Raw genomic sequence first — 22557 nt, forward strand, 5'->3', positions numbered from 1 at the left:
CTCCAGCGTCAGGCGTTCTCAGCCCTACGCGCTTCCCCCGGCGCCCGCCGCTACTACGACAGACAGCGCGCCCGCGAGGCCGGCTACAACCCCGCCCTCCGACAGGTCGGCAACCGCCTCGTCGGCATCCTCCACGGCTGCCTCAAAACCCGCACCACCTACGACGAGGCGACCGCCTGGTCACACCACGCCCACACCCCCGCCGCTTGACACCAAACGACATGGGGTGTCTGACCTCCCCGACACGACGCAAAGGGCCTGGGTGCGCTGCAGCACCCAGGCCCTCGGACGTCAGCGGCAGGTCAGCCCACGACCGTCCAGGTGTCCCCGCCCGCCAGCAGGGCCGCCAGGTCGCCCTTGCCCTTCTGTTCGATCGCGGTGTCGAGCTGGTCGGTCATCTGCGTGTCGTAGACCGGGCGCTCCACGGAGCGCAGGACACCGATCGGCGTGTGGTGCAGATTGTCCGGGTCGGCCAGCCGGGACAGCGCGAACGCCTGGGTCGGCGAGGCCGCGTGGGCGTCGTGGACCAGCACCTGCGCCTCGTTCTCGGGCGTCACCGTGACCACCTGCAGATCGCCGGTCGCCTGATCCCGTACGACCCCGCGCGAACGGTCCGACCCGAAGCGGATCGGCTCCCCGTGCTCCAGCCGGATCAGCGCCTCCTCGGCATGCTGCTTGTCCTTCAGCACCTCGAAGGCGCCGTCGTTGAAGATGTTGCAGTTCTGGTAGATCTCGATCAGCGCCGTGCCCGGATGGGCGGCGGCCTGCCGCAGCACCTCCGTCAGATGCTTGCGGTCGGAGTCGATCGTCCGCGCCACGAACGACGCCTCCGCGCCGATCGCCAGCGACACCGGGTTGAAGGGCGCGTCCAGCGACCCCATCGGCGTCGACTTGGTGATCTTGCCGACCTCGGAGGTGGGGGAGTACTGGCCCTTGGTCAGACCGTAGATCCGGTTGTTGAACAGCAGGATCTTCAGGTTGACGTTGCGGCGCAGGGCGTGGATCAGATGGTTGCCGCCGATGGACAGCGCGTCACCGTCCCCCGTGACCACCCACACGCTCAGGTCCCGCCGGCTGGTGGCCAGTCCGGTCGCGATCGCGGGCGCCCGGCCGTGGATCGAGTGCATGCCGTAGGTGTTCATGTAATACGGGAACCGAGAGGAGCAGCCGATGCCGGAGACGAAGACGATGTTCTCCTTCGCCAGCCCCAGCTCCGGCATGAAGCCCTGCACCGCTGCGAGGATCGCGTAGTCACCGCAGCCGGGGCACCAGCGCACTTCCTGGTCGGTCTTGAAGTCCTTCATGGACTGCCTGGCTTCGGCCTTGGGCACCAGAGTGAGCGCCTCGATCGTGCCCGCGCCTTCTGTGGACGTCTCAGCCATCGATGGCCTCCTTGAGAGCCGCGGCGAGCTGTTGCGCCTTGAACGGCATTCCATTGACCTGGTTGTACGAGTGTGCGTCGACCAGGTACTTCGCCCGGACCAGGGTGGCGAGCTGCCCGAGGTTCATCTCGGGGATCACCACCTTGTCGTAGGCCTTCAGGACGGTGCCGAGGTTCTTCGGGAACGGGTTGAGGTGGCGCAGATGGGCCTGCGCGATCGACTCCCCGGCCGTGCGCAGCCGTCGTACCGCCGCCGTGATGGGTCCGTAGGTCGAACCCCAGCCCAGAACCAGGGTCTTGGCCTCGTCCGGGTCGTCGACCTCCAGATCCGGGACGTCGATCCCGTCGATCTTGGCCTGGCGGGTGCGGACCATGAAGTCGTGGTTGGCGGGGGCGTAGGAGATGTTGCCCGTGCCGTCCTCCTTCTCGATGCCGCCGATCCGGTGCTCCAGGCCCGGTGTGCCCGGGATCGCCCACGGACGGGCGAGCGTCTGCGGATCACGCTTGTACGGCCAGAAGACCTCGGTGCCGTCCTCCAGGGTGTGGTTCGGTCCCTGGGCGAACTGCACCTGAAGATCCGGAAGCTCGTCGAGGTCCGGGATGCGCCAGGGCTCCGAGCCGTTGGCCAGATAGCCGTCGGAGAGCAGCATCACCGGAGTGCGGTACGTCAGCGCGATCCGCGTGGCCTCGATGGCGGCGTCGAAGCAGTCGGCCGGGGTGCGGGGCGCGATCACCGGCACCGGGGCCTCGCCGTTGCGGCCGAACATCGCCTGCAGCAGATCCGCCTGCTCCGTCTTGGTCGGCAGACCCGTGGACGGGCCACCGCGCTGGATGTCGACGATCAGCAGCGGCAGCTCCAGGGAGACGGCGAGACCGATGGTCTCCGACTTCAGGGCCAGACCGGGACCCGAGGTCGTCGTCACCGCCAGCGAGCCGCCGAAGGCCGCGCCCAGCGCCGCGCCGATACCGGCGATCTCGTCCTCGGCCTGGAAGGTGCGCACACCGAAGTTCTTGTGCTTGCTCAGCTCGTGCAGGATGTCCGAGGCGGGCGTGATCGGGTACGAGCCGAGGAAGAGCGGCAGGTCCGCCTGCCGGGACGCGGCGACCAGCCCGTAGGACAGGGCGAGGTTCCCGGAGATGTTGCGGTAGGTGCCGACCGGGAAGGCCTTCGTCGCCGGGGCGATCTCGAAGGAGACCGCGAAGTCCTCCGTCGTCTCCCCGAAGTTCCAGCCCGCGCGGAAGGCGGCGATGTTGGCGGCCGCGATGGCGGGCTTCTTGGCGAACTTGGCCTTCAGGAACTTCTCGGTGCCCTCGGTCGGCCGGTGATACATCCACGACAGAAGGCCCAGCGCGAACATGTTCTTGCTGCGCTCGGCCTCCTTGCGGGTGAGGTCGAATTCCTTGAGCGCCTCGACGGTCAGGGTGGTCAGCGGGACCGGGTGCAGGCTGTAACCGTCGAGGGAGCCATCCTCCAGCGGCGAGGCCGCGTACCCCACCTTCTGCATCGCCCGCTTGGTGAACTCGTCCGTGTTGACGATGATCTCCGCGCCGCGCGGCAGATCGGCGATGTTCGCCTTCAGTGCGGCGGGGTTCATGGCGACCAGCACGTTCGGCGCATCACCCGGAGTGAGGATGTCGTGGTCGGCGAAGTGCAGCTGGAAGGAGGACACGCCCGGCAGAGTCCCCGCAGGGGCCCGGATCTCGGCGGGGAAGTTCGGCAGGGTGGACAGGTCGTTGCCGAAGGACGCCGTCTCCGAGGTGAAGCGGTCGCCGGTGAGCTGCATACCGTCACCCGAGTCGCCCGCGAATCGAATGATCACCCGGTCGAGGCGGCGTACGTCCTTGGCGCCGGCCGCTTTGCGCTGCTCTCCTACGACGGTTCCGTCTGCCTGCTCCGCTGGGCTACTGACCTTGCTGGTCACTGAACTGGACCTCCCTCGAGGCGGCTGTCTGGGAGGCGGCCTTCCCACAGGTCCCTTCCCAGGATCAACCCTACGACCGTGAGGGTCGCCTTCCCTGGGTCATTCGCATGATGGACATGCTTTTGAGATGGTCGGGCGCCCTGACTTGTCAGGATGTGCCCGTCACGCTTTACTGCGCCCCCGGCGCATCCTTGAAGACGCTGCCGATCCGGGGTCCGGTTCTGCGGCCCGTCCAAACGCAGGAGCGCTCAAGACTGCTCAGGAGTTCAGATAGGTCAGAACCGCCAGCACCCGCCGGTGGTCCCCCTCGCTCGGGGACAGCCCGAGCTTCAGGAAGATATTGCTGACGTGCTTCTCGACGGCGCCGTCGCTCACCACCAGCTGGCGGGCGATCGCCGAGTTGGTGCGCCCCTCGGCCATCAGCCCCAGGACCTCGCGCTCCCTCGGGGTGAGCCCCGCGAGCACGTCCTGCTTGCGGCTGCGCCCGAGCAGCTGCGCGACCACCTCCGGGTCGAGGGCCGTACCCCCCTGGGCGACCCGCACGACCGCGTCCACGAACTCACGCACCTCCGCCACGCGGTCCTTGAGCAGATAGCCGACCCCGTGGCTGGAACCGGCCAGCAGTTCGGTGGCGTACCGCTCCTCCACGTACTGCGACAGTACGAGTACCCCGAGACCGGGGTGTGCCTTGCGCAACTGCACCGCGGCCCGCACCCCCTCGTCGGTGTGCGTCGGCGGCATCCGTACGTCGGCCACCACGACATCCGGCAGCTCGCCCTGCCCGTCCAGCTCCGTGATGGTCTTGACCAGCGCGTCCCCGTCACCGACCCCGGCGACGACCTCGTGCCCACGGTCGGTCAGCAGCCGGGTCAGGCCCTCCCTGAGCAGCACCGAATCCTCGGCGATGACCACACGCACCCTGTCCTCCACGATTCCGGCCCCCCATAGCCCGCCCGCACGACAGGGCCCAGCATTCCAGCAATCGGATGCGGGTGCGCTTGCGCGGGGCGAAGAGAGCGGAATGATCTTGAGCACGTGGTTGTGAAGGTGGCGGGGGCGGGCGCAGTCAGCCCGTCCGGCGTTTGAGGACGAGGCCGTCCAGGCCGAAAGGGGGGTCTGGGGGCGCAGCCCCCAGGGATGGGACGGGTAAGGGCGGCGGGGGCGAAACCGAAAACCCTCACCGCACCCCCCCGCCCAGCCGAGCCGCCCACCCCCGCCGGCGCACCTCACCGCCGCCAGGGCAACTCCGCGGTCACCCTCGTCGGCCCCCCGACCGGCGAGTCCACCACCAGAACCCCGTCCACCGCGCCCAGCCGCCCGGCCAGCCCCGCCAGCCCCGACCCCCCGGAGACATCCGCCCCACCCACCCCGTCGTCCACGACCTGCAGCATCAACCGGTCCTCGGCCCGCCACACATCCACCGCCGCCGAGGTCGCCCGTGCATGCTTGCTGATGTTCTGCAGCAGCTCCGACACCGTGAAGTACGCGATCCCCTCGATCGCCGCCGCCGGCCGCTCGGCCAGATCGACCTCCACCTGCACCGGCACCGTGCACCGCGAGGCCACCGCGGACAGCGCCGCATCCAGCCCCCGGTCCGTCAGCACCGCCGGATGGATCCCGCGGGCCAGATCCCGCAGCTCCTGCAGCGCCGTCTTCACCTCGCCGTGCGCCTCGTCCACCATCCGCGCCGCCGCCTGCGGATCCTCCGCGAGCTTCTCCTTCGCCAGTCCCAGATCCATGGCCAGCGCCACGAGCCGCGCCTGCGCCCCGTCGTGCAGATCGCGCTCGATGCGCCGCAGGTCGGCCGCGGCCGTGTCGACCACGACCCCCCGGTCGGACTCCAGCTCCACCACCCGCGCCGACAGCCGCGACGGCCCGAGCAGCCCGTGCACCAGCAGCCGGTCCACCGTCGTCAGCGCCCGCACGATCCAGGGCGAGGCGAGCGTGAACAACAGCCCCACCAGCGCGGTCACGGTGATCTCGAAGGCGTTGTCGAGGTAGACCTGGTGCCGGTCGTCGCCGTACAGCTGGAGCCCGCCCTGCCCGCCGTACAGCGGGAAGAGCCAGAACCACAGCGGATACGTCAGCAGCGCCCACCCATACGTCCAGAACGCCACCGCGACGCCGAATGAGAACGCCGCCCACGGGAGCTGCAGCACCGCGTACAGCAGGTTCCGCCAGGACGTGCCGCTCTTGAGGACGGCCCCCATCCACGCCATCAGGCCGCTCTTCCGCATCCGCAGCGGCTCGGGGTCGGCCACCTCCAGACCCAGCAGGGCACGGGCCCGGGCCCGCTCCAGCGCCCCGAACCCACGGCACCCGGCCAGCCCCGCCGCCAGCACCGGTATCCCGAGGAACGTGACGAGCAGGCCCACACCGAGCGAGAGCATCGTGACGGCGTACGTGAACAGCAGGATGCTCACCGGCAGGCTCAGCAGCACATACCCGAACTCGCGCCAGCTGCGCGCCTCGAACGGCGCCCGCAGCCCGGCGGGCAGCCGCCGCCGGCGCTCACCGGCGTCACCGGGGAACCCGAACCCGCTGTCGTGCCCGAACCCGCTGTCGTGCCCGAACCCGCTGTCGTGCCCGTAGCCCTGTCCGTGGTCCGTGGCCATCGGCGTCGTCCGTTTCTACTCGTCCCGAGCTTGTGCCCGTCGTCCTGAGCTGTGCTCGTGTCTTGAGCCTGCCCGTGTCCTGAGCCATTGCTCGTCGTGGTCGGCTGTGCTGTCGTACCTCCAGACTGCTCGGCCACGCCCCCGCGGGCCATGACGGCCGTCGGCGTCTCGGCCCGGGGGTTTTCCCCACCCACGGGGGCGTCGTCAGGTCCGCCGGACGTCCTCGCTCCGGTCCCGCCACGGCAGCTCCGCGGTGACGGTGGTGGGGCCGCCCGGCGGCGAGTCGACGACGAACAGCCCGTCGACCGCGTCCAGGCGTTCGGCCAGACCCCGCATCCCCGTACCGCCGTCGAGGTTCGCGCCGCCGCGTCCGTCGTCCCACACCTGGATGAGCAGCCGTTTCTCGGTCCGCCAGACATCGACCGACGCCGATCTCGCCCCGCTGTGCTTGCTGATGTTCTGCAGCAGCTCCGAGACGGTGAAGTAGGCGATGCCCTCGATGGCCGCGGCCGGCCGGGAATCGAGATCCGCCGTCACCTTCACGGGCACGGTGCAGCGCGAGGCGACCGAGGACAGCGCGGCGTCCAGACCGCGGTCCGTCAGTACGGCGGGATGGATGCCGCGGGCCAGATCCCGCAGCTCCTGCAACGCGAGCTTCACCTCCCCGTGCGCCTCCTCGACCATCATCGCGACGGTGTCGTCGGTCTGGCCCTCCAGCAGCTTCTCCTTGGCCAGGCCGAGCCCCATCGCCAGATTGACCAGCCGCGCCTGCGCCCCGTCGTGCAGATCCCGCTCGATGCGCCGCAGGTCGGCCGCGGCCGTGTCGACCACGACCCCCCGGTCCGACTCCAGCTCGGCGATACGCCGCTCCAGCTCGTCGGAGGGCGACAGAAGCCCCCGTACCATCGCCCGGTCCGCGTTGGCGAGGCCCCGCGCGATGAACGGAAGCACCGGCCACAGCACGAACAGCGAGGTCAGCGTGACGGTGAAGGTGAGGATGCCCCAGGGCAGCCGGATGAAGTCGTACAGGACCGTGCGCCAGCCCACCGGATCCTTCAGCGCCATCCACAACTGAGCGAAGACCCCGTTCCTCGTGCTGCGGAGCGGTAGCGGGCTCGGCTCGTCCACCCGCACCCCGAGCAGCGCCCGGGCTCGCGCCCGCTCCAGCTTGCCCAGCTGCCGCGCGCCCACCAGCCCGGCCGCGAGCAGCGGCAACCCGATCACCGTGAGGGTCAGGAACGCGCCGGTGAACAGCACCGTCACGACGTAGATGAACCCGAACAGCGACACCGGAAAGTTCGCGAGGAGGTGCGCGATCTCCTTCCACGTGTGCCGGTCGTAGGCGAAGCGGACGGGCGGCAGACGGTCGCTGTCCTCGGACGGCAGACGGTTGCTGTCCCTGGACGGTTGGGGGTCGGTCATACGGGCCAGCGTGCCGCGCGACGCCCCGCCGCGCCATGAGGCGGACCGCCACGATCCACTGGGGAAAACCCCACCCCGCCTTCTCGACCCGTGACGGCCTGCTTACCGTGTCTTTATCAGGCCCTAGACTCCCGTGCGTACAGATCGTCGAACAGCGTCGTTCACAAGATCACAGGGTTGCAGGGGCCAGAGGACCGCAGGGCCGGTGGACCGGCCACGGACCGTAGGGTTCACAGAACCGTAGGGTCACAGAACCGCAAGGTCACCAAGTCAGGGAGCGAGGGACGGACGTGCCGGAACCGACCGTCGTCGTGGCGGCGGACTACTTCCAGTCCTACTCGGTCGTCGGACTGCTCGCCGTCGTCGGTGTGCTGTTCGTCGCGGTCGCCTTCGGAGCGGGGCGCCTGCTGCGACCCGTGGTCCCCACCCCCGAGAAACTCCTGACGTACGAGTGCGGCGTCGACCCCGTCGGCGAGGGCTGGGCCCACACCCAGGTCCGCTACTACGTCTACGCCTTCCTCTACGTGATCTTCGCTGTCGACTCGATCTTCCTGTTCCCCTGGGCGACGGTCTTCGCCAACGACGGCTACGGCGCTACCACGCTCGTCGAGATGTTCATCTTCCTCGGCTTCCTGGCCGTGGGCCTGCTGTACGCCTACAAGAAAGGCGTCCTGGCATGGACGTGACGCCAGAAGCGGTTTCCCCGGAACCCGTGTACCTGCCGGAGCCGAAGCGGCTGGGCGCCCTCGCCCGCCTCGCCCCCGAGCCGATGAAGGTCGTCCTGAACTGGGGCCGCCGCTACTCGCTCTGGGTCTTCAACTTCGGCCTCGCCTGCTGCGCGATCGAGTTCATCGCCGCGTCGATGGCCCGCCACGACTTCATCCGCCTCGGCGTCATCCCGTTCGCGCCGGGCCCGCGCCAGGCCGACCTGATGGTCGTCTCCGGCACGGTCACCGACAAGATGGCGCCGGCCGTGAAGCGGCTGTACGAGCAGATGCCCGAGCCGAAGTACGTCATCTCCTTCGGCGCGTGCAGCAACTGCGGCGGCCCCTACTGGGACTCCTACTCCGTCACCAAGGGCGTCGACCAGATCATCCCGGTGGACGTGTACGTCCCGGGCTGCCCGCCCCGCCCCGAGGCACTCCTCCAGGGCATCCTGAAGCTCCAGGAGAAGATCGCCCGGGAGTCACTGGGCGAGCGGTACGGCCACGGCGGCGCGCGCCCCTCGGCGGCGACCCTGCAGAGCGGCCTGATCAAGCCGCCGACCGCGGGCTCGGCATCGGGTTCGGGTTCGGCTTCGGCTTCGGGTTCGGGGGAGGGCCGATGACCACGGTCGGTTGGCTGCCCGCCCCCACCGAGGAGCTCTTCGGTGCGCAGGCCACGGCCGAGGAGTCGTACGACGTCCTGACCGTGGACGTCCCTCCGGCATCCTGGATCGCGGCGCTGGAAGCGGCCCGCGACCGGCTGTCCTGCACCTACTTCGACTGGCTGAGCGCGGTCGACGAACCGGGCACGGGCTTCCGCGTCACCGCGCACGTGGTCGCGCTGTCGCCGGTACGCCGTCTGCTCCTGCGCACGACGGTCCCCCACGAGACCCCCGTCCTCCCTTCCGCCGTGAATGTCTACGCGGGCGCGGCCTGGCACGAACGAGAGACCCACGAAATGTTCGGCGTGGCCTTCGAAGGCCACCCGGCACTGGACCACCTCCTCCTCCCGGAGGGCTTCGAGGGTCACCCCCTGCGCAAGGACTTCGTCCTGGCCGCCCGCGTCGCCAAGGCCTGGCCCGGCGCCAAGGAACCCGGCGAGTCCGAACACGGCGGCCCCAAACGCCGCCAGATGCTCCCCCCGGGTGTCCCCGACCCGAACGAATGGGGCCCCCTGAAGGGCCAGCTGCCCCCTGCCCCCGCCCGCCCGGCCCGCGCGGCAACCCGCGCCCCCGGCGAACGCCCGGCACGCCGCACCCGCACAGCCTCGGAAGGCTCAGCCAGCCAGGCAGAGGCCTCCCCACCGACCACGCCCCGGCGCACCCGCACGGCCGCGGAGGGTTCGGCGAGCCAGACGGAGGCGTCCGAGACAACGGGCGCACCCGAGGCAACGGGCGCACCGACCGCTCCCCGGCGTGCGCGTACGGCCGCGGAGGGTTCGGTGAGTCAGGCGGAGGCGTCTCCGGCCGGCGAGGCGGCACCGTCGCGGCGTCCGGGAGCGGGTGCTCCCGCCGGCCCCCGACGGACGCGCAGCGCCTCGGGCGGGTCCGCGAGCCAGCGAGCCGCCTCGCAGACGCCACCGCCGACCGACGGCCACACGGCCGCACCCTCCGCAGGCTCACCTGCGCAGGCCGTACCCCCGAAGGCCCCCGCCGCCCCGCGCAGCCCGGATGCCCCGTGGCACCACGCCCGCCCGGCCTTCGACGAACCCGAATCCGAACCGGTACGCGACCGGGGCCGGGAGGCCACGCCCGAGCCGGAGCACAGCGGGACCCGTCCTGAGGCCCAACCGGCCACAGAAGGCGAACCACGTCCCGAGCCCGAACCGGCACCGCAGTCACCCGACACCGAGAAGTCACCCGACACCGAGAAGTCACCCGACACGGAGAAAGCCCCCGAGGCCGAGGGCCCCCCTGCCCCCGCCGACGCCGACTCCCCCGACACCACCGAAGCCCCCGAAGGAGGCCCGCAGTGAACGACGCTCTCGATGTCGCCCTGCGACTCCTGATCGTCTTCGTCGTCTTCCTCACCTTCCCCCTGATCATCGGCCAGACCGAGCACAAGGTGATGGCCCATATGCAGGGCCGCCTCGGCCCGATGTACGCCGGCGGTTTCCACGGCTGGGCCCAACTCGTCGCCGACGGCGTCAAGTTCGCGCAGAAGGAAGACGTCGTACCCACGGGCGCGGACCGCCGTATCTTCCAGCTCGCCCCGGCCGTGGCCCTCCTCCCGTACCTCCTGGTCCTGCTCGCCATCCCCATCGGCCCCAGCGAGGGCGCGGTCGGCCAGGTCCTCGACGCGGGCATCTTCTTCGTCCTCGCCGTGATGGGCGTCGGCGTCCTCGGCTCGCTGATGGCCGGCTGGGCCTCCGCCAACAAGTTCTCCCTCCTCGGCGGCCTGCGCACCGCCGCCCAGCTCCTCGCCTACGAACTCCCGATGCTGCTGGCCGCCGCCTCCGTCGCCATGGCGGCCGGCACGGTCTCCCTCCCCGGCATCCTCGACGCGTTCGAGTGGTGGTGGCTGCCCTGGCAGATCGTCGGCGCGATCGTCTTCTTCGTCGCCGGCCTCGCCGAACTCCAGCGGCCCCCCTTCGACATGCCGGTCGCCGACTCGGAGATCATCTTCGGCGCCTACACGGAGTACACGGGCCTCCGCTTCGCTCTGTTCCTCCTCGCCGAGTACGCCGGAATCGTCGTCCTGTGCGGCCTGACCACCGTCCTCTTCCTGGGCGGCTGGCACGGCCCCTGGGGCGCCGACGGCCTCGGCTGGGTCTGGACCCTGCTGAAGACCGCGGTCCTCGCCTTCCTCGTCATCTGGCTGCGCGTCACCTACCCGCGCCTGCGCGAGGACCAGCTCCAGAAGCTGTCCTGGACGCTCCTCGTTCCCCTTTCTCTCGCCCAGATCGCCCTCACCGGCATCGTCAAGGTGGTGATGTAACCGTGGCTGCGCCTCTGCCGCCCTCCCGGCCCCGCATCCCCGGCGCCGGCCTCGCCAAGGGCCTGGCCGTCACCCTGCGCACGATGACGAGGAAGTCCGTCACCGACCAGTACCCCGACGTCGTGCCCGACCTCCCGCCCCGCACCCGCGGCGTCATCGGGCTCTTCGAGGAGAACTGCACGGTCTGCATGCTGTGCGCCCGTGAGTGCCCGGACTGGTGCATCTACATCGACTCCCACAAGGAGACGATCCCGGCGACGACCCCCGGCGGCCGCGAACGCAGCCGCAACGTCCTCGACCGCTTCGCCATCGACTTCTCCCTGTGCATGTACTGCGGTATCTGCATCGAGGTCTGTCCTTTCGACGCCCTGTTCTGGTCCCCGGAGTTCGAGTACGCCGAGACCGACATCCGCGAACTCACCCACGAGCGCGACAAGCTGCGCGAGTGGATGTGGACGGTCCCGGCCCCGCCCGCCCTCGACCCCGCCGCGGAGGAGCCGAAGGAGATCGCCGCGGCCCGCAAGACCGCCGAGAAGCTGGCGGCCGCCCAGGCCGAGCCGACCGAACCGCAGGAGGGAGAGTCGTGACCCTCGCCGCATCGCACGGCTTCCTCTCGCCGACCGGCGTCGAGATCGCCTTCCTCCTCGTCGGCCTGGCCACCTTCGGCGCCGCGCTCGTCACCGTCACCACCCGGCAGCTGGTGCACGCCGCCCTGTGGCTGGTGGTGACCCTCGGGGGCCTGGCCGTCGAGTACCTCCTGCTCACCGCCGAGTTCATCGCCTGGGTGCAGGTCCTCATCTACGTCGGTTCCGTCGTCGTCCTCCTTCTGTTCGGTCTGATGCTCACCAAGGCCCCCATCGGCCGCTCCCCGGACGCCGACTCCGGCAACCGCTGGGCCGCCCTCACCGTGGCCCTGGCCGCGGCGGCCACCCTCGTCTGGGTCGTCGTCGACGCCTTCCGCACGACCTGGATCGACCTGGACGGCCCGGCCGAGGGTTCGACCAGGGCCACCGGAGAGAGCCTCTTCCAGAACTGGGTCCTCCCCTTCGAGGCCCTCTCCGTCCTCCTGCTCGCCGCCCTGGTCGGCGCGATCGTCCTGTCCCGCAAGGCCAGGGCGGACGCAGACGAGGCCGGCCGGGCCAGGCCGAACGCGGGCAAGGCCGACACGGACCAGGCCGACAAGGAAGGGGCCCGCTGATGCACCTCGCCTATCCCGCCGTGCTCTCCGCTCTTCTCTTCTGTACCGGCCTGTACGGCGTGCTCGCCCGCCGCAACGCGATCCTGGTCCTGATGTCGGTCGAGCTGATGCTCAACGCCGTCAACCTGAACCTGGTCGCCTTCGACATCTGGCTGAGCAAAGCCGCGGAGGAGACCCTGCACTCCGGGCAGGCCCTGACCCTGTTCACCATCGCCATCGCCGCCGCCGAGATCGGCATCGGCCTGGCGATCGTCCTCGCCGTCTACCGCAACCGCGGCACCTCGGACATCGACAAGCTCCGCGACACCGCCGAGGGCCACGAAAGCGGCACCCCTGCTGCGGACGAGAAGGCTGAGGCCACCGCGTGACCACGACCACCCTCGCCGTCCTCGTCCCCCTCCTTCCCTTCCTCGGCGCGGCCGCCGGCCTGCTTCTGGGCCGCACCGCGCCCGGCTTCGTCCGCCCGCTCGCCGTCCTGCCGACCCTCACCTCGCTCCTGCTGGCGGCACTGGTCGCCGTGCGCCAGGGCGGCGACCAGGCGGTGAACGCAGCCACCGAACTGACCCCCACCGGCTCGATCCCCATCGAACTCGCCCTGTACATCGACGGCTTCGCCGCCCTGGTCGCCGTCCTCGTCGGTGTCGTCGCCACCTGCGTGCAGATCTACTCGACGGGCTACCTGCGCGACGACCCGCGCTACCCCTCGTACGCCGCTCTCGTCTCCCTGTTCACCTCCGCGATGTGGCTCGTCGTGTACTCGGGCGACCTGATCGTGCTCCTCGTCGGCTGGGAGATCATGGGCATCTGCTCGTACTTCCTGGTCGGCCACTACTGGGAGACCCCGGAGGCCCGCGCCGCCTCCATCAAGGCGTTCCTGGTGACCAAGCTCGGTGACGTCCCCTTCCTGATCGGTCTGTTCGCCCTCGCCACGGACGCCGGGTCCTTCCAGATCACGAAGGTCCTCGGCACCGTCGCGAGCGGCGGACTCGACCACCCGACCCTCATCGCCCTGCTGCTCCTAGCGGGCGTGGCGGGCAAGTCGGCGCAGTTCCCGCTGCACACCTGGCTGCCCGACGCGATGGCAGGCCCCACACCCGTCTCCGCGCTGATCCACGCCGCGACGATGGTCGCCGCCGGTGTCTACTTCATCGCCCGTCTCCTCCCGGTCTTCGAGGCCTCCCAGGCCGCGATGGTCGTCCTCGCCGTCATGGCCGCCGTGACCATGATCGGCTCGGGACTCGCCGCGCTGGCCCAGGACGACATCAAGCGCGTCCTCGCCTACTCGACGATCGGCCAGCTCGGCTACATGACCGGCGCCCTCGCCGTCGGCGACCGCGGTGCCGCCGTCTTCCACCTCCTGTCCCACGGCGCCTTCAAGGCGCTGCTGTTCCTCGCCGCCGGCGTGATCATCCACGCTGCCGGCACCAACTCGCTGGCCGCCATGTCCCGTATGCGGGGCCTGCGGCACCGTGTCCCCGACGCCTTCTGGACGATGACCGTGGCGCTCCTCGCGCTCGCCGCGATCCCGCCGTTCAGCGGCTTCTTCTCCAAGGAGTCCGTCCTCGGCGCCGCCGAGCACGTCGCCACCGGCCACACCGAGCACGCCCCCGGCGCCGCAGGCTGGACGGTCCTGGTCGCCGGAATGCTCACGGCTCTGCTCACCGCCGCGTACGCGACCCGCCTGTGGCTGCGCGCCTTCCAGGGCCGGGGCGCCGAGGCCCCCGACCACGGCCGCCAGCCGCTCACCATGACCGTGGTGTTGTGGGTGCTCGCCGTCCCGTCCCTCGCCCTCGGCGGACTCGTCTACCGCACGCTGCCCGACTGGTTCGACGGCCGCGACCTGGCCCCGACCCTCACCACCGCCGTGCTCGGCACGGGGCTGGCCCTGATCGGCGTGATCGTCGTCTACGGAGCCTGGCGGCACACCACCGCTTTCGCCGCCCGCGTACCGCTGGGCGCGGTCGCCGCCCACCCGGAGGGCGACGCCGGTCTGGTCGAGGCCGAGGCCATCGCCGGCCACGCACCCGCCTACGGAGACGTGGCCCATGCCCCCGATCCGGCCGACCCGGGCCGCCTTCTGCTCGGCCCGCTGTACCGGCACGCGGCCGTCGGCTTCCACGTCGACGCCGTGTACTCGGCCCTCTTCGTCCGCCCGGTACGGGCCGGAGCCACCCTCGTCCGGTTCCTCGACCGTGAGGTCGTCGACACCTACGTCCGCGGTGCGGGCGCCCTGCCCCGATGGCTCGGCGCCGCCGTACGGCGTGCCCAGACCGGCAATGTGCAGACCTATGTGAGCGCGCTGCTCGCCGGCACCGTCGTCCTCGCGGTCGCCGTCGTCCTCGTCGCCACGGGAGCGTGAGCAGGCGTGATCGATATCAACGAGTCCGTGATGCAGTTCCTTCTCGCGTTCGTCGTCGTCGGCCCGCTCCTCGGCGCCGCCGCCGCTCTCCTGCCGGCCCCGCCCGGGCTGAAGGGGAAGTCGCCCGAACAGGCCGTGCTGCGGCACGGTATGACCGTCACCGGCGCGATCCTCATCGCCGCGATCGTCCTCGCGCTCGGCTTCGACCACGACCACCCGTCGAAGATGCAGGCCACGACCGACATCAGCTGGATCCCCGCACTCGACGTGCGGATCCACTTGGGCATCGACGGCATCTCCCTCCCCCTTCTGGTCCTGACCGCGCTGCTGACCTTCCTCTGCGCGCTCTACTCCTACTTCAAGATGCCCGCGGGCCCGACCCCGAAGGCCTTCATCGCACTGCTGCTCGTCCTCGAGTCCGGCACGCTTGCCACCTTCGCCGTCCTGGACCTGCTCCTCTTCTTCCTCGCCTTCGAGATGGTCCTCATCCCGATGTACTTCCTCATCGCCCGCTGGGGCGGTGAGCAACGGACCCAGGCCGCCTGGAAGTTCATCCTGTTCACGCTGCTCGGCTCCGTCGTCATGCTGCTCGGCCTGCTCCTGATCGGAATCAACGCGGGCACATTCGACATGGTGGCACTCGCCACTGACAACGGCTCATCGCTGACCACATCCGTGCAGGTCATCGCCGTTCTGGCGATCGGAATCGGGCTTGCGGTCAAGACGCCGATGTGGCCGCTGCACAGCTGGCTGCCCGATGCCCACACCGCCGCCCCGACGGTCGGCTCGGTCCTGCTGGCCGGCGTGCTGCTGAAGATGGGTACGTACGGGTTCGTCCGTATCCTCCTGCCCGTCGCACCCGACGGCTTCCGCACCTTCGCCCCCTACCTCGCCGCCTTCGCCGTCGTCGGGATCATCTACGGATCGCTGGCCTGCCTGGCCCTCGCCCAGCAGGGCGCGAAGGGCGACCTCAAGCGCCTCATCGCCTACTCCTCCGTCGGCCACATGGGCTTCGTCCTGCTCGGCATCGCCACCATGACCCCGACCGGCGTGAACGGCGCCCTGTTCGCCAACATCGCCCACGGCCTCATCACCGGCCTGCTGTTCTTCCTCGTCGGCGCACTGAAGGAGCGCACCGGCACCACCGACCTCGACGCGCTCGCCGACACGACCGGCGCCGCGCTCTACGGCAAGGCCCCGCGCCTCGGCGGCCTGATCGCCTTCGCGGCGGTCGCCTCACTCGGCCTGCCTGGCCTCGCCGGGTTCTGGGGGGAGATGCTGGCGCTGTTCGGCGCGTTCAACCCCGCCGCCGACCTCAGCCGCCCCGCCTTCCTCACGTTCATGGCGATCGGCGCGTTCGGCACACTGCTCACCGCCGCGTACCTGCTCGTGGTCGTCCGCCGTGTCTGCACGGGCGCCTCCCCGCAGGAATCCCCGAAGCTCGCCGACGTCCACAGCTACGAGTTCGCGGCCTGGACCCCGCTCGTCGCCCTCACCGTCATCGCCGGCCTGTGGCCCAAGACCCTCCTCGGGCTGACCGATCCGGCCGTGCAGCAGCTCCTCGCAGGAGGCACCCGATGAGCTCCGTCGTCCAGTCCGTCGACTGGCTCGCCATCGCGCCGCCCACCCTCGCGGCGGTCGTCGGCCTCGCCGTCCTCGTCGCCGACCTGTTCACGACCGAGCGGAACAAGGCACTGCTCGGCTGGGTGTCGGTCGTGGGCCTCGCCGCCTCCACGCTCCTGCTGCTGCCCCTCCTGGACGGCGACCGCAGCACCTTCTGCCTGACCGGTGACCCCGGCGTCTGCAGCTACACGGTCGACCGCTTCACCCTCGTCATCCAGTTCCTGGTCCTCGGCGGCGCCCTCCTCGCCGCCCTCCTGTCGGTCACCGCCCTCAAGGACGCCGACAAGGGACTCCCCGAAGGGGAGTACTGGTTCCTGCTGCTGTCCTCCGCCGCAGGTGCCGCCCTTCTGCCCGCCTCCCGCGACCTCGCCACTCTGATCGTCGCCCTGGAGGTCGCCTCCCTGCCCGCCTTCGCCCTCGTCGGCCTCAGGTACGGCGACCGGAAGTCCTCCGAAGCGGCCCTGAAGTTCTTCCTGTCCTCGGTCACCGCGACAGCGGTCAGCCTCATGGGCATCAGCTTCGTGTACGCCTCCACCGGCACCCTCTACCTCACCCAGGTCGCCGACCGCATCCAGCACGTCGACGGGCAGCTCCACACCCTCACCCAGACCGGGGTCGTCCTCACCCTGGTCGGCTTCGCCTTCAAGACGGCAGCCGTGCCCTTCCACTTCTGGGTGCCGGACACCTACGTGGGGGCACCGCTCCCGATCGCCGCCTACCTGTCGGTCGTCGGCAAGGCGGTCGGCTTCTCCGGCCTGATCCTCGTCACGGTCGTCGCGCTCCCGTCGTACGCCGACGTCTGGGGACCGGCACTCGCGGCGCTGGCCGCCCTCACCATGACCGTCGGCAACGTGGGCGCCCTGCGCCAGCAGGCCACGCGCGCGTACAGCGCGGTACGGCTGCTCGCCTGGTCGTCCGTCGGCCAGGCCGGCTATCTCCTTGTACCGATCGCCGCCGCCGCGTACTCCGAGGACGCCGAAGGAGCGATCGGCTCCACCGTCGCCTACGCCCTCATGTACGCCGCCGTGAACCTCGGCGCCTTCGCGGTGGCCGCACTGGTGGGCCGTACGCGCTCCCTCAACCGCATCACCGACTACCGCGGCCTGTACGCGTCCAACCCCCTGGCAGCCCTCCTCCTGGCCTTCTTCCTGCTCTGCCTCGCCGGACTGCCCCCGGGCATCATCGGCCTCTTCGCGAAGGTCACCGTGTTCTCCGCGGCCGTCGACGCGGGCCTCGGCTGGCTCGCCGTGGTCATGGCCGTCAACGTCGTCATCGCCCTCTTCTACTACCTCCAGTGGACGGCCCTGCTCTTCCGCGCCCCCGAGGGCGAGCCCGTCAGGCACCGCGTGCCGGCGCCCCTCACGGCCGCGATCGCCGTGACCGCGATCCTCGGCATCGTCCTCTCCGGAGCCCCCCAGATGGTCCTGCGCTTCACCGACACCGCGCTTTTCTGAGCAAGCGGCACAGCAACCACCCGAGCGACCTGCGCCCTCCCCACGCGCGCGGGGCGTTCGAACCGCACGCGCGCGTGCACAGGCCCTCGCCATCACCCGTACGGCTCACGCGGGCAGCCGCGCGCACAAGGGAACTAGTGCCTTTCGCCTGGCGTTGACCAGGACAGGAGGGTCCACTGGACGTGACAGCGCGGCACCAGTGGCATCGGAGACCAAGACGCAAGATCAGCAAGCAAAGGGTTCCCCTGCTGCACGACTTGGAGGGCGTACCGTGCACCGCCGGCACAACGGGCTCAGGACCGCAGTACTCCTCGGGGGACTGTCCGCGCTCATCATCGTCATCGGCAGCTTCTTCGGCCGCACGGGGCTGATCCTCGCGGTCGTCGTCGCGCTGGGCATGAACGCGTACGCGTACTGGAACAGCGACAAGCTCGCTCTACGCGCGATGCGCGCCCGGCCGGTCAGCGAATTCGAAGCCCCCGCCCTCTACCGCATGGTCCGCGAACTCTCCACCCAGGCCCGACAGCCCATGCCGCGCCTCTACATCTCCCCGACGGAGGCACCCAACGCCTTCGCGACCGGCCGCAACCCGCGCAACGCCGCCGTGTGCTGCACCGACGGCATCCTCCGCCTCCTGGACGAACGCGAACTGCGCGCCGTCATCGGCCACGAGCTCAGCCACGTCTACAACCGCGACATCCTGATCTCGTCGGTCGCCGGCGCGCTCGCCTCCGTCATCATGTTCCTGGTCAACTTCGCCTGGCTGATCCCGATCGGCCGCTCGGAAGACGACGACGGCCCCGGCATCCTCGGCCTGCTGCTCATCATGATCCTCGGCCCGCTCGCCGCTTCCCTCATCCAACTCGCCATCAGCCGCTCCCGGGAGTACGAGGCGGACGCCTCCGGCGCCCAACTGACCGGCGACCCCCTCGCGCTCGCCGGCGCCCTGCGCAAGCTCGAACGCGGCACCAAGCAGCTCCCGCTGCCCCCGGAGCCGCGGATCGAGACCGCGAGCCACATGATGATCGCGAATCCTTTCCGCCCAGGCCAGGGATTCTCCAAGATGTTCTCGACACACCCGCCGATGGCGGAGCGCATCGCCCGGCTCGAGAAGATGGCAGGTCACCAGCAGTGAAAACCATCCTGAACGTCATTTGGCTCGTCCTGAGCGGCTTCTGGCTGTTCCTCGGGTACCTGGCCGCCGGACTCGTCCTCTGCATCACGATCATCGGAATCCCCTTCGGCATCGCGGCCTTCCGTATCGGCGTCTACGCCCTGTGGCCCTTCGGGTACACGACGGTCGAGCGCCGCGACGCCGGAGCCCCCTCCTGCATCGGCAACGTCCTGTGGCTGGTCCTCGCGGGCTGGTGGCTGGCCCTCGGCCATATCGTCACCGGGCTGATCCTCTGCATCACGATCATCGGTATCCCGTTCGGCATCGCCAACTTCAAACTGATCCCCGTGTCGCTGTTCCCGCTGGGACGCGAAATCGTGCGCACGGACGAGCCGTTCGCGCAACGCTGACGGCGAGGCGGGCCTGCCGCGCCGGCCCGCGGTTTTCCACAATCCGGCGGTTGTCCACAGGCCGGCCCGATTGTCAGTGCCGCCTTGCATGATGAACCCATGACCGAGATCGAGCAGTTGTTGGCACGGGTGGATGCCAAGGCCCGCAACACCCGTCCATGGGGCTGGACATCCCTCCCCGAGCCGGTGGACACCGCCACGCTGGCCCGCGCCGAAGCCACCCTCGGCTTCCGCCTGCCCCCGCTGCTCGCCGAGCTCTACCTCCAGACCGGAGACGGCGGATTCGGCCCGGAGTACGGCCTGTTGCCGCTGCTCGACAACCCGCCCGCCGGCGAGCCCGCCGCCGTCGTGCAGTACATCGCCAACCGCGAGAGCGGCCGCAAGGACCCCGACTGGCCCTGGCCGGAAGGCGTCCTGCCGATATCCCACTGGGGCTGCGCGATGTACGCGTGCGTGGACTGCCGCAGCCCCCGGGCCGCCGTCCTGCTCTTCGAGCCGAACGCCCACGACGCCGACCACGCCTGGTACGTGGACGCACCCAGCCTCGAGGACTGGCTGCGCAACTGGATCGAGGGCACGGGCTGGTACGACGAGATGGACGAGGAGCTGGAGATGGTCCCCTGGGCAGAGTTCCGCATACGTACGGGAATCGTTCAGGCGTCCTGACAGACCGGAGCCCCCGGAGCCGTTGCGGGCGTACTCCGGCCTACCGACCGGCCAGGCCTCGCCGCACGCCGCACGCGACCACACCCACCGCCAGCACTCCCGCCCCCACGATCACCGAAACCGCAGGCAGTGCGAAGGCCAGCACCACGCACCCGAGCAGCCCCGCCGCCGGCACCACCCGGTCCGCCGGAGCGGACCCGAGCGTCCAGGCCGACGCGTTGGCCACCGCGTAGTACGCCAGCACACCGAAGGAGGAGAACCCGATCGCGCCCCGCACGTCCACCGTGGCGGCAAGGGCCGCGACCACCGCACCCACGGCCAGCTCGGCCCGGTGCGGCACCTGGAACCGCGGATGCACCACAGCCAGTGCGCCCGGCAGATGCCGGTCCCGCGCCATGGCCAGTGCCGTCCGGGAGACACCCAGGATCAGCGCGAGCAGCGAGCCCAACGCGGCCACGGCGGCGCCCACGCGCACCACCGGCACAAGCCCCGGCACCCCGGCCGCCCGCACCGCGTCGGCCAGCGGCGCCACAGCATGCCCGAGACCACCGGCCCCCAGCACGGAAAGGACAGCCAACGCCACAGCCGCGTACACCACCAGCGTGATCCCCAGCGCCAGCGGGATCGCGCGGGGAATGGTGCGTGCCGGATCCCGTACCTCCTCGCCGAGGGTCGCGATGCGCGCGTACCCGGCGAACGCGAAGAACAACAGGCCGGCCGCCTGCAGCACTCCGCCGACACCTCCGGAGGCCCCGACGTCCAACCGCGCCGCGTCGGAAGCCCCGGACCCCAGGCACACGACCACCACGGAAGCGAGGACAGCCAGGACGACCGCCACGATCACCCGAGTCAGCCAGGCGGACTTCTGGACGCCGCTGTAGTTCACCGCGGTCAGCGCCACCACCGCGGCGACCGCCACGGCATGCGCCTGGTCCGGCCACACGTACGCCCCCACGGTGAGCGCCATCGCCGCACAGGAGGCCGTCTTGCCGACCACGAAGGACCAGCCCGCGAGGTAGCCCCAGAATTCTCCGAGCCGCTCGCGCCCGTACACGTAGGTGCCGCCCGATGCCGGGTACAGCGCGGCCAGCCGAGCCGACGACGTGGCGTTGCAGTAGGCGACCACGGCGGCGACCGCCAGCCCGAGCAGCAGCCCGGACCCGGCCGCGCGTGCCGCGGGCGCCAGCGCGGCGAAGATCCCGGCGCCGACCATCGAGCCGAGCCCGATGACCACGGCGTCGCCCACACCCAGAGTGCGCCGCAGCTCGGCACCAGAACGCGTCATGTGGCGCACCCTACTGACCACTGCAACCGCCGGATGCCGGCCGGGCGTCCTCTTCATCAACAAGGCAGGAACAAACGCACGACAAAAGGGACGCGCCGACCTCACGAGCACAACCTGTCCGGACCGAGAACACAGGGCCGGGACAGTGCAGGCGCAGGCCGAAGGGGCAGGTTCACCGTATGGGCATCATCAGCTGGATCATCCTGGGACTCCTGGCCGGAGCCATAGCCAAGTTCCTGCTGCCCGGCCGTGACCCGGGCGGCTTCATCGGCACGACCCTCATCGGCATCACGGGCGCGTTCATCGGCGGCTGGATATCGGCCCGCTGGCTCGACCACCCGATCAGCAAGGACTTCTACGACGGTGCCACCTGGGCGGCGGCGATCGGCGGCTCCCTCGTCCTCCTGATCGTCTACCGCCTCCTGTTCGGCAACTCGCGCGACTGAGCCGGAGCACGACTCGGCACGCCCCTGGACCGCGGCCAGCAGGCGAGAAGGGTGGGCACCGGTGAACCACCGGATGCCCACCCTTCCTCGCAGAACGACCAGGGACGACCGAACCGGACTACTGACTACTGGCTACGGACTACCGGTAGTTCACAAACTGCAGGGCGAAGTCGAAGTCCTTGCCCTTCAGCAGGGCGATGATGGCCTGCAGGTCATCACGGCTCTTCGAGCTGACGCGCAGCTCGTCGCCCTGCACCTGGGCCTTCACACCCTTCGGGCCCTCGTCACGGATGATCTTCGCCACCTTCTTCGCGTTCTCCTGGGAGATGCCCTCCTGGATCGACGCGAAGATCTTGTACTCCTTGCCCGAGAGCTGGGGCTCGCCCGCGTCCAGCGCCTTCAGCGAGATCCCGCGCTTGATCAGCTTGGACTGGAAGACGTCGAGGACAGCCTTCACCCGGTCCTCGGAGTTCGCCTCCATCAGGATCTTGTCACCGGACCACGAAATCGAGGCACCCACGCCCTTGAAGTCGTAGCGCTGCGAGATCTCCTTGGCGGCCTGGTTGAGGGCGTTGTCGACCTCCTGCCGCTCGACCTTCGAGACGATGTCGAAACTGGAGTCGGCCATGTCCTGTGGCTCCTTGTATCGGGTGCGTATCGGGTGCGTATCGGGTGCGTATCGGCGTACGTGGGGGCGGCCGCCGAGCCCGGCGTTGTCCCGGGCCGCATCCGGACAAGCCTAGCCACCCACGGTCCTCAGAGCGCAGATCAATCGGGTGGCGAAGCACCCCTCCGCATCAGGTATCGTTTACGTCGTTGCCCCGGATCACCGCCGAAAGACGGTTTGAAGGGCATCAACCCCGGCGGTGTGCCCGAGCGGCCAAAGGGAGCAGACTGTAAATCTGCCGGCTCAGCCTTCCCAGGTTCGAATCCTGGCGCCGCCACACGGGAACGAAGGGCCCGTGACCTGCAAAAATGCAGGTCACGGGCCCTTCGTCATGAGTCCCGCCGGATGGCCGAT

21 protein-coding genes, 1 tRNA gene and 1 pseudogene are annotated in these 22557 nt (G+C 70.1%); 16 read left to right on the forward strand and 7 right to left on the reverse strand.

Annotation, left to right across the window (positions count from 1 at the left end; all coding sequences use genetic code 11):
* Positions 1-210: pseudogene (locus F7R91_RS16280) on the forward strand (IS110 family transposase); the annotation flags it as partial.
* A 92-nt stretch (positions 211-302) separates the two neighbouring features.
* On the opposite strand, the gene F7R91_RS16285 reads toward F7R91_RS16280, so the two are convergent.
* The 5 genes from F7R91_RS16285 to F7R91_RS16305 form a co-directional block, all read right to left on the reverse strand.
* The gene (locus tag F7R91_RS16285; protein ID WP_150949437.1) at positions 303-1382 is read right to left on the reverse strand and encodes a 2-oxoacid:ferredoxin oxidoreductase subunit beta; all 1080 of its coding nucleotides are present in this window, start codon (positions 1380-1382) and stop codon (positions 303-305) included.
* Positions 1375-3303 (reverse strand): 2-oxoacid:acceptor oxidoreductase subunit alpha, encoded by a 1929-nt coding sequence (locus F7R91_RS16290; RefSeq protein ID WP_150949439.1) that lies wholly within the window; start codon positions 3301-3303, stop codon positions 1375-1377. The genes F7R91_RS16285 and F7R91_RS16290 overlap by 8 nt, the downstream gene beginning before the upstream one ends.
* Positions 3304-3561: 258 nt before the next feature.
* Positions 3562-4221: a response regulator transcription factor gene (locus F7R91_RS16295; RefSeq protein ID WP_331000567.1), complete on the reverse strand. Its 660-nt coding sequence runs from the start codon at positions 4219-4221 to the stop codon at positions 3562-3564.
* Positions 4222-4529: 308 nt separating this feature from the next.
* On the reverse strand, positions 4530-5918 hold the full coding sequence (locus F7R91_RS16300) for a sensor histidine kinase (RefSeq protein ID WP_150949445.1): 1389 nt from the start codon (positions 5916-5918) through the stop codon (positions 4530-4532).
* 204 nt (positions 5919-6122) lie between these two features.
* A complete protein-coding gene (locus tag F7R91_RS16305) occupies positions 6123-7340 on the reverse strand; it encodes a sensor histidine kinase (RefSeq protein ID WP_150949447.1) in 1218 nt (405 codons plus the stop codon).
* A gap of 290 nt (positions 7341-7630) precedes the next feature.
* Here F7R91_RS16305 and F7R91_RS16310 point away from each other — a divergent pair, with 290 nt between their 5' ends.
* The 13 genes from F7R91_RS16310 to F7R91_RS16370 all read left to right on the forward strand — a co-directional run bounded on the left by F7R91_RS16310 (position 7631) and on the right by F7R91_RS16370 (position 19805).
* Positions 7631-8026 carry an NADH-quinone oxidoreductase subunit A gene (locus F7R91_RS16310; RefSeq protein ID WP_150949451.1) on the forward strand — a complete coding sequence of 132 codons (396 nt, stop codon included), beginning with the start codon at positions 7631-7633 and terminating at the stop codon, positions 8024-8026.
* Positions 8017-8667 (forward strand): NADH-quinone oxidoreductase subunit B, encoded by a 651-nt coding sequence (locus F7R91_RS16315; protein ID WP_150949454.1) that lies wholly within the window; start codon positions 8017-8019, stop codon positions 8665-8667. The genes F7R91_RS16310 and F7R91_RS16315 overlap by 10 nt, the downstream gene beginning before the upstream one ends.
* Positions 8664-10019 carry an NADH-quinone oxidoreductase subunit C gene (locus F7R91_RS16320; protein ID WP_150949456.1) on the forward strand — a complete coding sequence of 452 codons (1356 nt, stop codon included), beginning with the start codon at positions 8664-8666 and terminating at the stop codon, positions 10017-10019. The genes F7R91_RS16315 and F7R91_RS16320 overlap by 4 nt, the downstream gene beginning before the upstream one ends.
* Positions 10016-10981 carry a complex I subunit 1/NuoH family protein gene (locus F7R91_RS16325; protein WP_150949458.1) on the forward strand — a complete coding sequence of 322 codons (966 nt, stop codon included), beginning with the start codon at positions 10016-10018 and terminating at the stop codon, positions 10979-10981. Before F7R91_RS16320 ends, F7R91_RS16325 begins: the two co-directional genes overlap by 4 nt.
* Positions 10982-11064: 83 nt before the next feature.
* Positions 11065-11568, forward strand: a complete 504-nt coding sequence (locus F7R91_RS16330) for a 4Fe-4S binding protein (protein WP_150949788.1) — start codon at positions 11065-11067, stop codon at positions 11566-11568.
* On the forward strand, positions 11565-12179 hold the full coding sequence (locus tag F7R91_RS16335; protein ID WP_150949460.1) for an NADH-quinone oxidoreductase subunit J family protein: 615 nt from the start codon (positions 11565-11567) through the stop codon (positions 12177-12179). The genes F7R91_RS16330 and F7R91_RS16335 overlap by 4 nt, the downstream gene beginning before the upstream one ends.
* On the forward strand, positions 12179-12547 hold the full coding sequence (gene nuoK / locus F7R91_RS16340; protein WP_150949462.1) for an NADH-quinone oxidoreductase subunit NuoK: 369 nt from the start codon (positions 12179-12181) through the stop codon (positions 12545-12547). Before F7R91_RS16335 ends, nuoK begins: the two co-directional genes overlap by 1 nt.
* Positions 12544-14538 carry an NADH-quinone oxidoreductase subunit 5 family protein gene (locus F7R91_RS16345; protein ID WP_150949464.1) on the forward strand — a complete coding sequence of 665 codons (1995 nt, stop codon included), beginning with the start codon at positions 12544-12546 and terminating at the stop codon, positions 14536-14538. Before nuoK ends, F7R91_RS16345 begins: the two co-directional genes overlap by 4 nt.
* Positions 14539-14544: 6 nt before the next feature.
* Positions 14545-16119 (forward strand): complex I subunit 4 family protein, encoded by a 1575-nt coding sequence (locus tag F7R91_RS16350; RefSeq protein ID WP_150949466.1) that lies wholly within the window; start codon positions 14545-14547, stop codon positions 16117-16119.
* Positions 16116-17615, forward strand: coding sequence for an NADH-quinone oxidoreductase subunit N (locus F7R91_RS16355; protein WP_150949468.1), 1500 nt, complete (start codon positions 16116-16118; stop codon positions 17613-17615). Before F7R91_RS16350 ends, F7R91_RS16355 begins: the two co-directional genes overlap by 4 nt.
* Positions 17616-17886: 271 nt before the next feature.
* The gene (gene htpX / locus F7R91_RS16360; RefSeq protein WP_150949470.1) at positions 17887-18750 is read left to right on the forward strand and encodes a zinc metalloprotease HtpX; all 864 of its coding nucleotides are present in this window, start codon (positions 17887-17889) and stop codon (positions 18748-18750) included.
* Positions 18747-19139 carry a YccF domain-containing protein gene (locus tag F7R91_RS16365; protein ID WP_150949472.1) on the forward strand — a complete coding sequence of 131 codons (393 nt, stop codon included), beginning with the start codon at positions 18747-18749 and terminating at the stop codon, positions 19137-19139. Before htpX ends, F7R91_RS16365 begins: the two co-directional genes overlap by 4 nt.
* 99 nt (positions 19140-19238) lie before the next feature.
* Positions 19239-19805, forward strand: coding sequence for an SMI1/KNR4 family protein (locus F7R91_RS16370; protein ID WP_150949474.1), 567 nt, complete (start codon positions 19239-19241; stop codon positions 19803-19805).
* 40 nt (positions 19806-19845) lie between these two features.
* Here the strand turns inward: F7R91_RS16370 and F7R91_RS16375 are convergent, their stop codons facing one another.
* Positions 19846-21090: an APC family permease gene (locus F7R91_RS16375; RefSeq protein ID WP_150949475.1), complete on the reverse strand. Its 1245-nt coding sequence runs from the start codon at positions 21088-21090 to the stop codon at positions 19846-19848.
* 179 nt (positions 21091-21269) lie between these two features.
* Here F7R91_RS16375 and F7R91_RS16380 point away from each other — a divergent pair, with 179 nt between their 5' ends.
* Positions 21270-21536, forward strand: a complete 267-nt coding sequence (locus F7R91_RS16380) for a GlsB/YeaQ/YmgE family stress response membrane protein (protein ID WP_150949477.1) — start codon at positions 21270-21272, stop codon at positions 21534-21536.
* Between the two features lie 139 nt (positions 21537-21675).
* Here the strand turns inward: F7R91_RS16380 and F7R91_RS16385 are convergent, their stop codons facing one another.
* Positions 21676-22164, reverse strand: coding sequence for a YajQ family cyclic di-GMP-binding protein (locus F7R91_RS16385; RefSeq protein ID WP_150949479.1), 489 nt, complete (start codon positions 22162-22164; stop codon positions 21676-21678).
* 234 nt (positions 22165-22398) lie between these two features.
* Here F7R91_RS16385 and F7R91_RS16390 point away from each other — a divergent pair.
* A tRNA-Tyr gene (locus F7R91_RS16390) sits at positions 22399-22480 on the forward strand.
* Positions 22481-22557: the final 77 nt, after the last annotated feature.

This window comes from Streptomyces luteolifulvus, assembly GCF_008806595.1.
Classification (GTDB): Bacteria; Actinomycetota; Actinomycetes; order Streptomycetales; family Streptomycetaceae; genus Streptomyces; species Streptomyces luteolifulvus.

Coding starts and splice junctions, on each gene's coding strand:
- F7R91_RS16385 (WP_150949479.1), bottom strand. CDS start 22,164: ATGGCCGACTCCAGTTTCGACATCGTCTCGAAGGTCGAGCGGCAGGAG.
- F7R91_RS16375 (WP_150949475.1), bottom strand. CDS start 21,090: ATGACGCGTTCTGGTGCCGAGCTGCGGCGCACTCTGGGTGTGGGCGAC.
- F7R91_RS16305 (WP_150949447.1), bottom strand. CDS start 7,340: ATGACCGACCCCCAACCGTCCAGGGACAGCAACCGTCTGCCGTCCGAG.
- F7R91_RS16370 (WP_150949474.1), top strand. CDS start 19,239: ATGACCGAGATCGAGCAGTTGTTGGCACGGGTGGATGCCAAGGCCCGC.
- F7R91_RS16330 (WP_150949788.1), top strand. CDS start 11,065: ATGACGAGGAAGTCCGTCACCGACCAGTACCCCGACGTCGTGCCCGAC.
- F7R91_RS16320 (WP_150949456.1), top strand. CDS start 8,664: ATGACCACGGTCGGTTGGCTGCCCGCCCCCACCGAGGAGCTCTTCGGT.
- F7R91_RS16285 (WP_150949437.1), bottom strand. CDS start 1,382: ATGGCTGAGACGTCCACAGAAGGCGCGGGCACGATCGAGGCGCTCACT.
- F7R91_RS16355 (WP_150949468.1), top strand. CDS start 16,116: ATGAGCTCCGTCGTCCAGTCCGTCGACTGGCTCGCCATCGCGCCGCCC.
- nuoK (WP_150949462.1), top strand. CDS start 12,179: ATGCACCTCGCCTATCCCGCCGTGCTCTCCGCTCTTCTCTTCTGTACC.
- F7R91_RS16315 (WP_150949454.1), top strand. CDS start 8,017: ATGGACGTGACGCCAGAAGCGGTTTCCCCGGAACCCGTGTACCTGCCG.
- F7R91_RS16300 (WP_150949445.1), bottom strand. CDS start 5,918: ATGGCCACGGACCACGGACAGGGCTACGGGCACGACAGCGGGTTCGGG.
- F7R91_RS16380 (WP_150949477.1), top strand. CDS start 21,270: ATGGGCATCATCAGCTGGATCATCCTGGGACTCCTGGCCGGAGCCATA.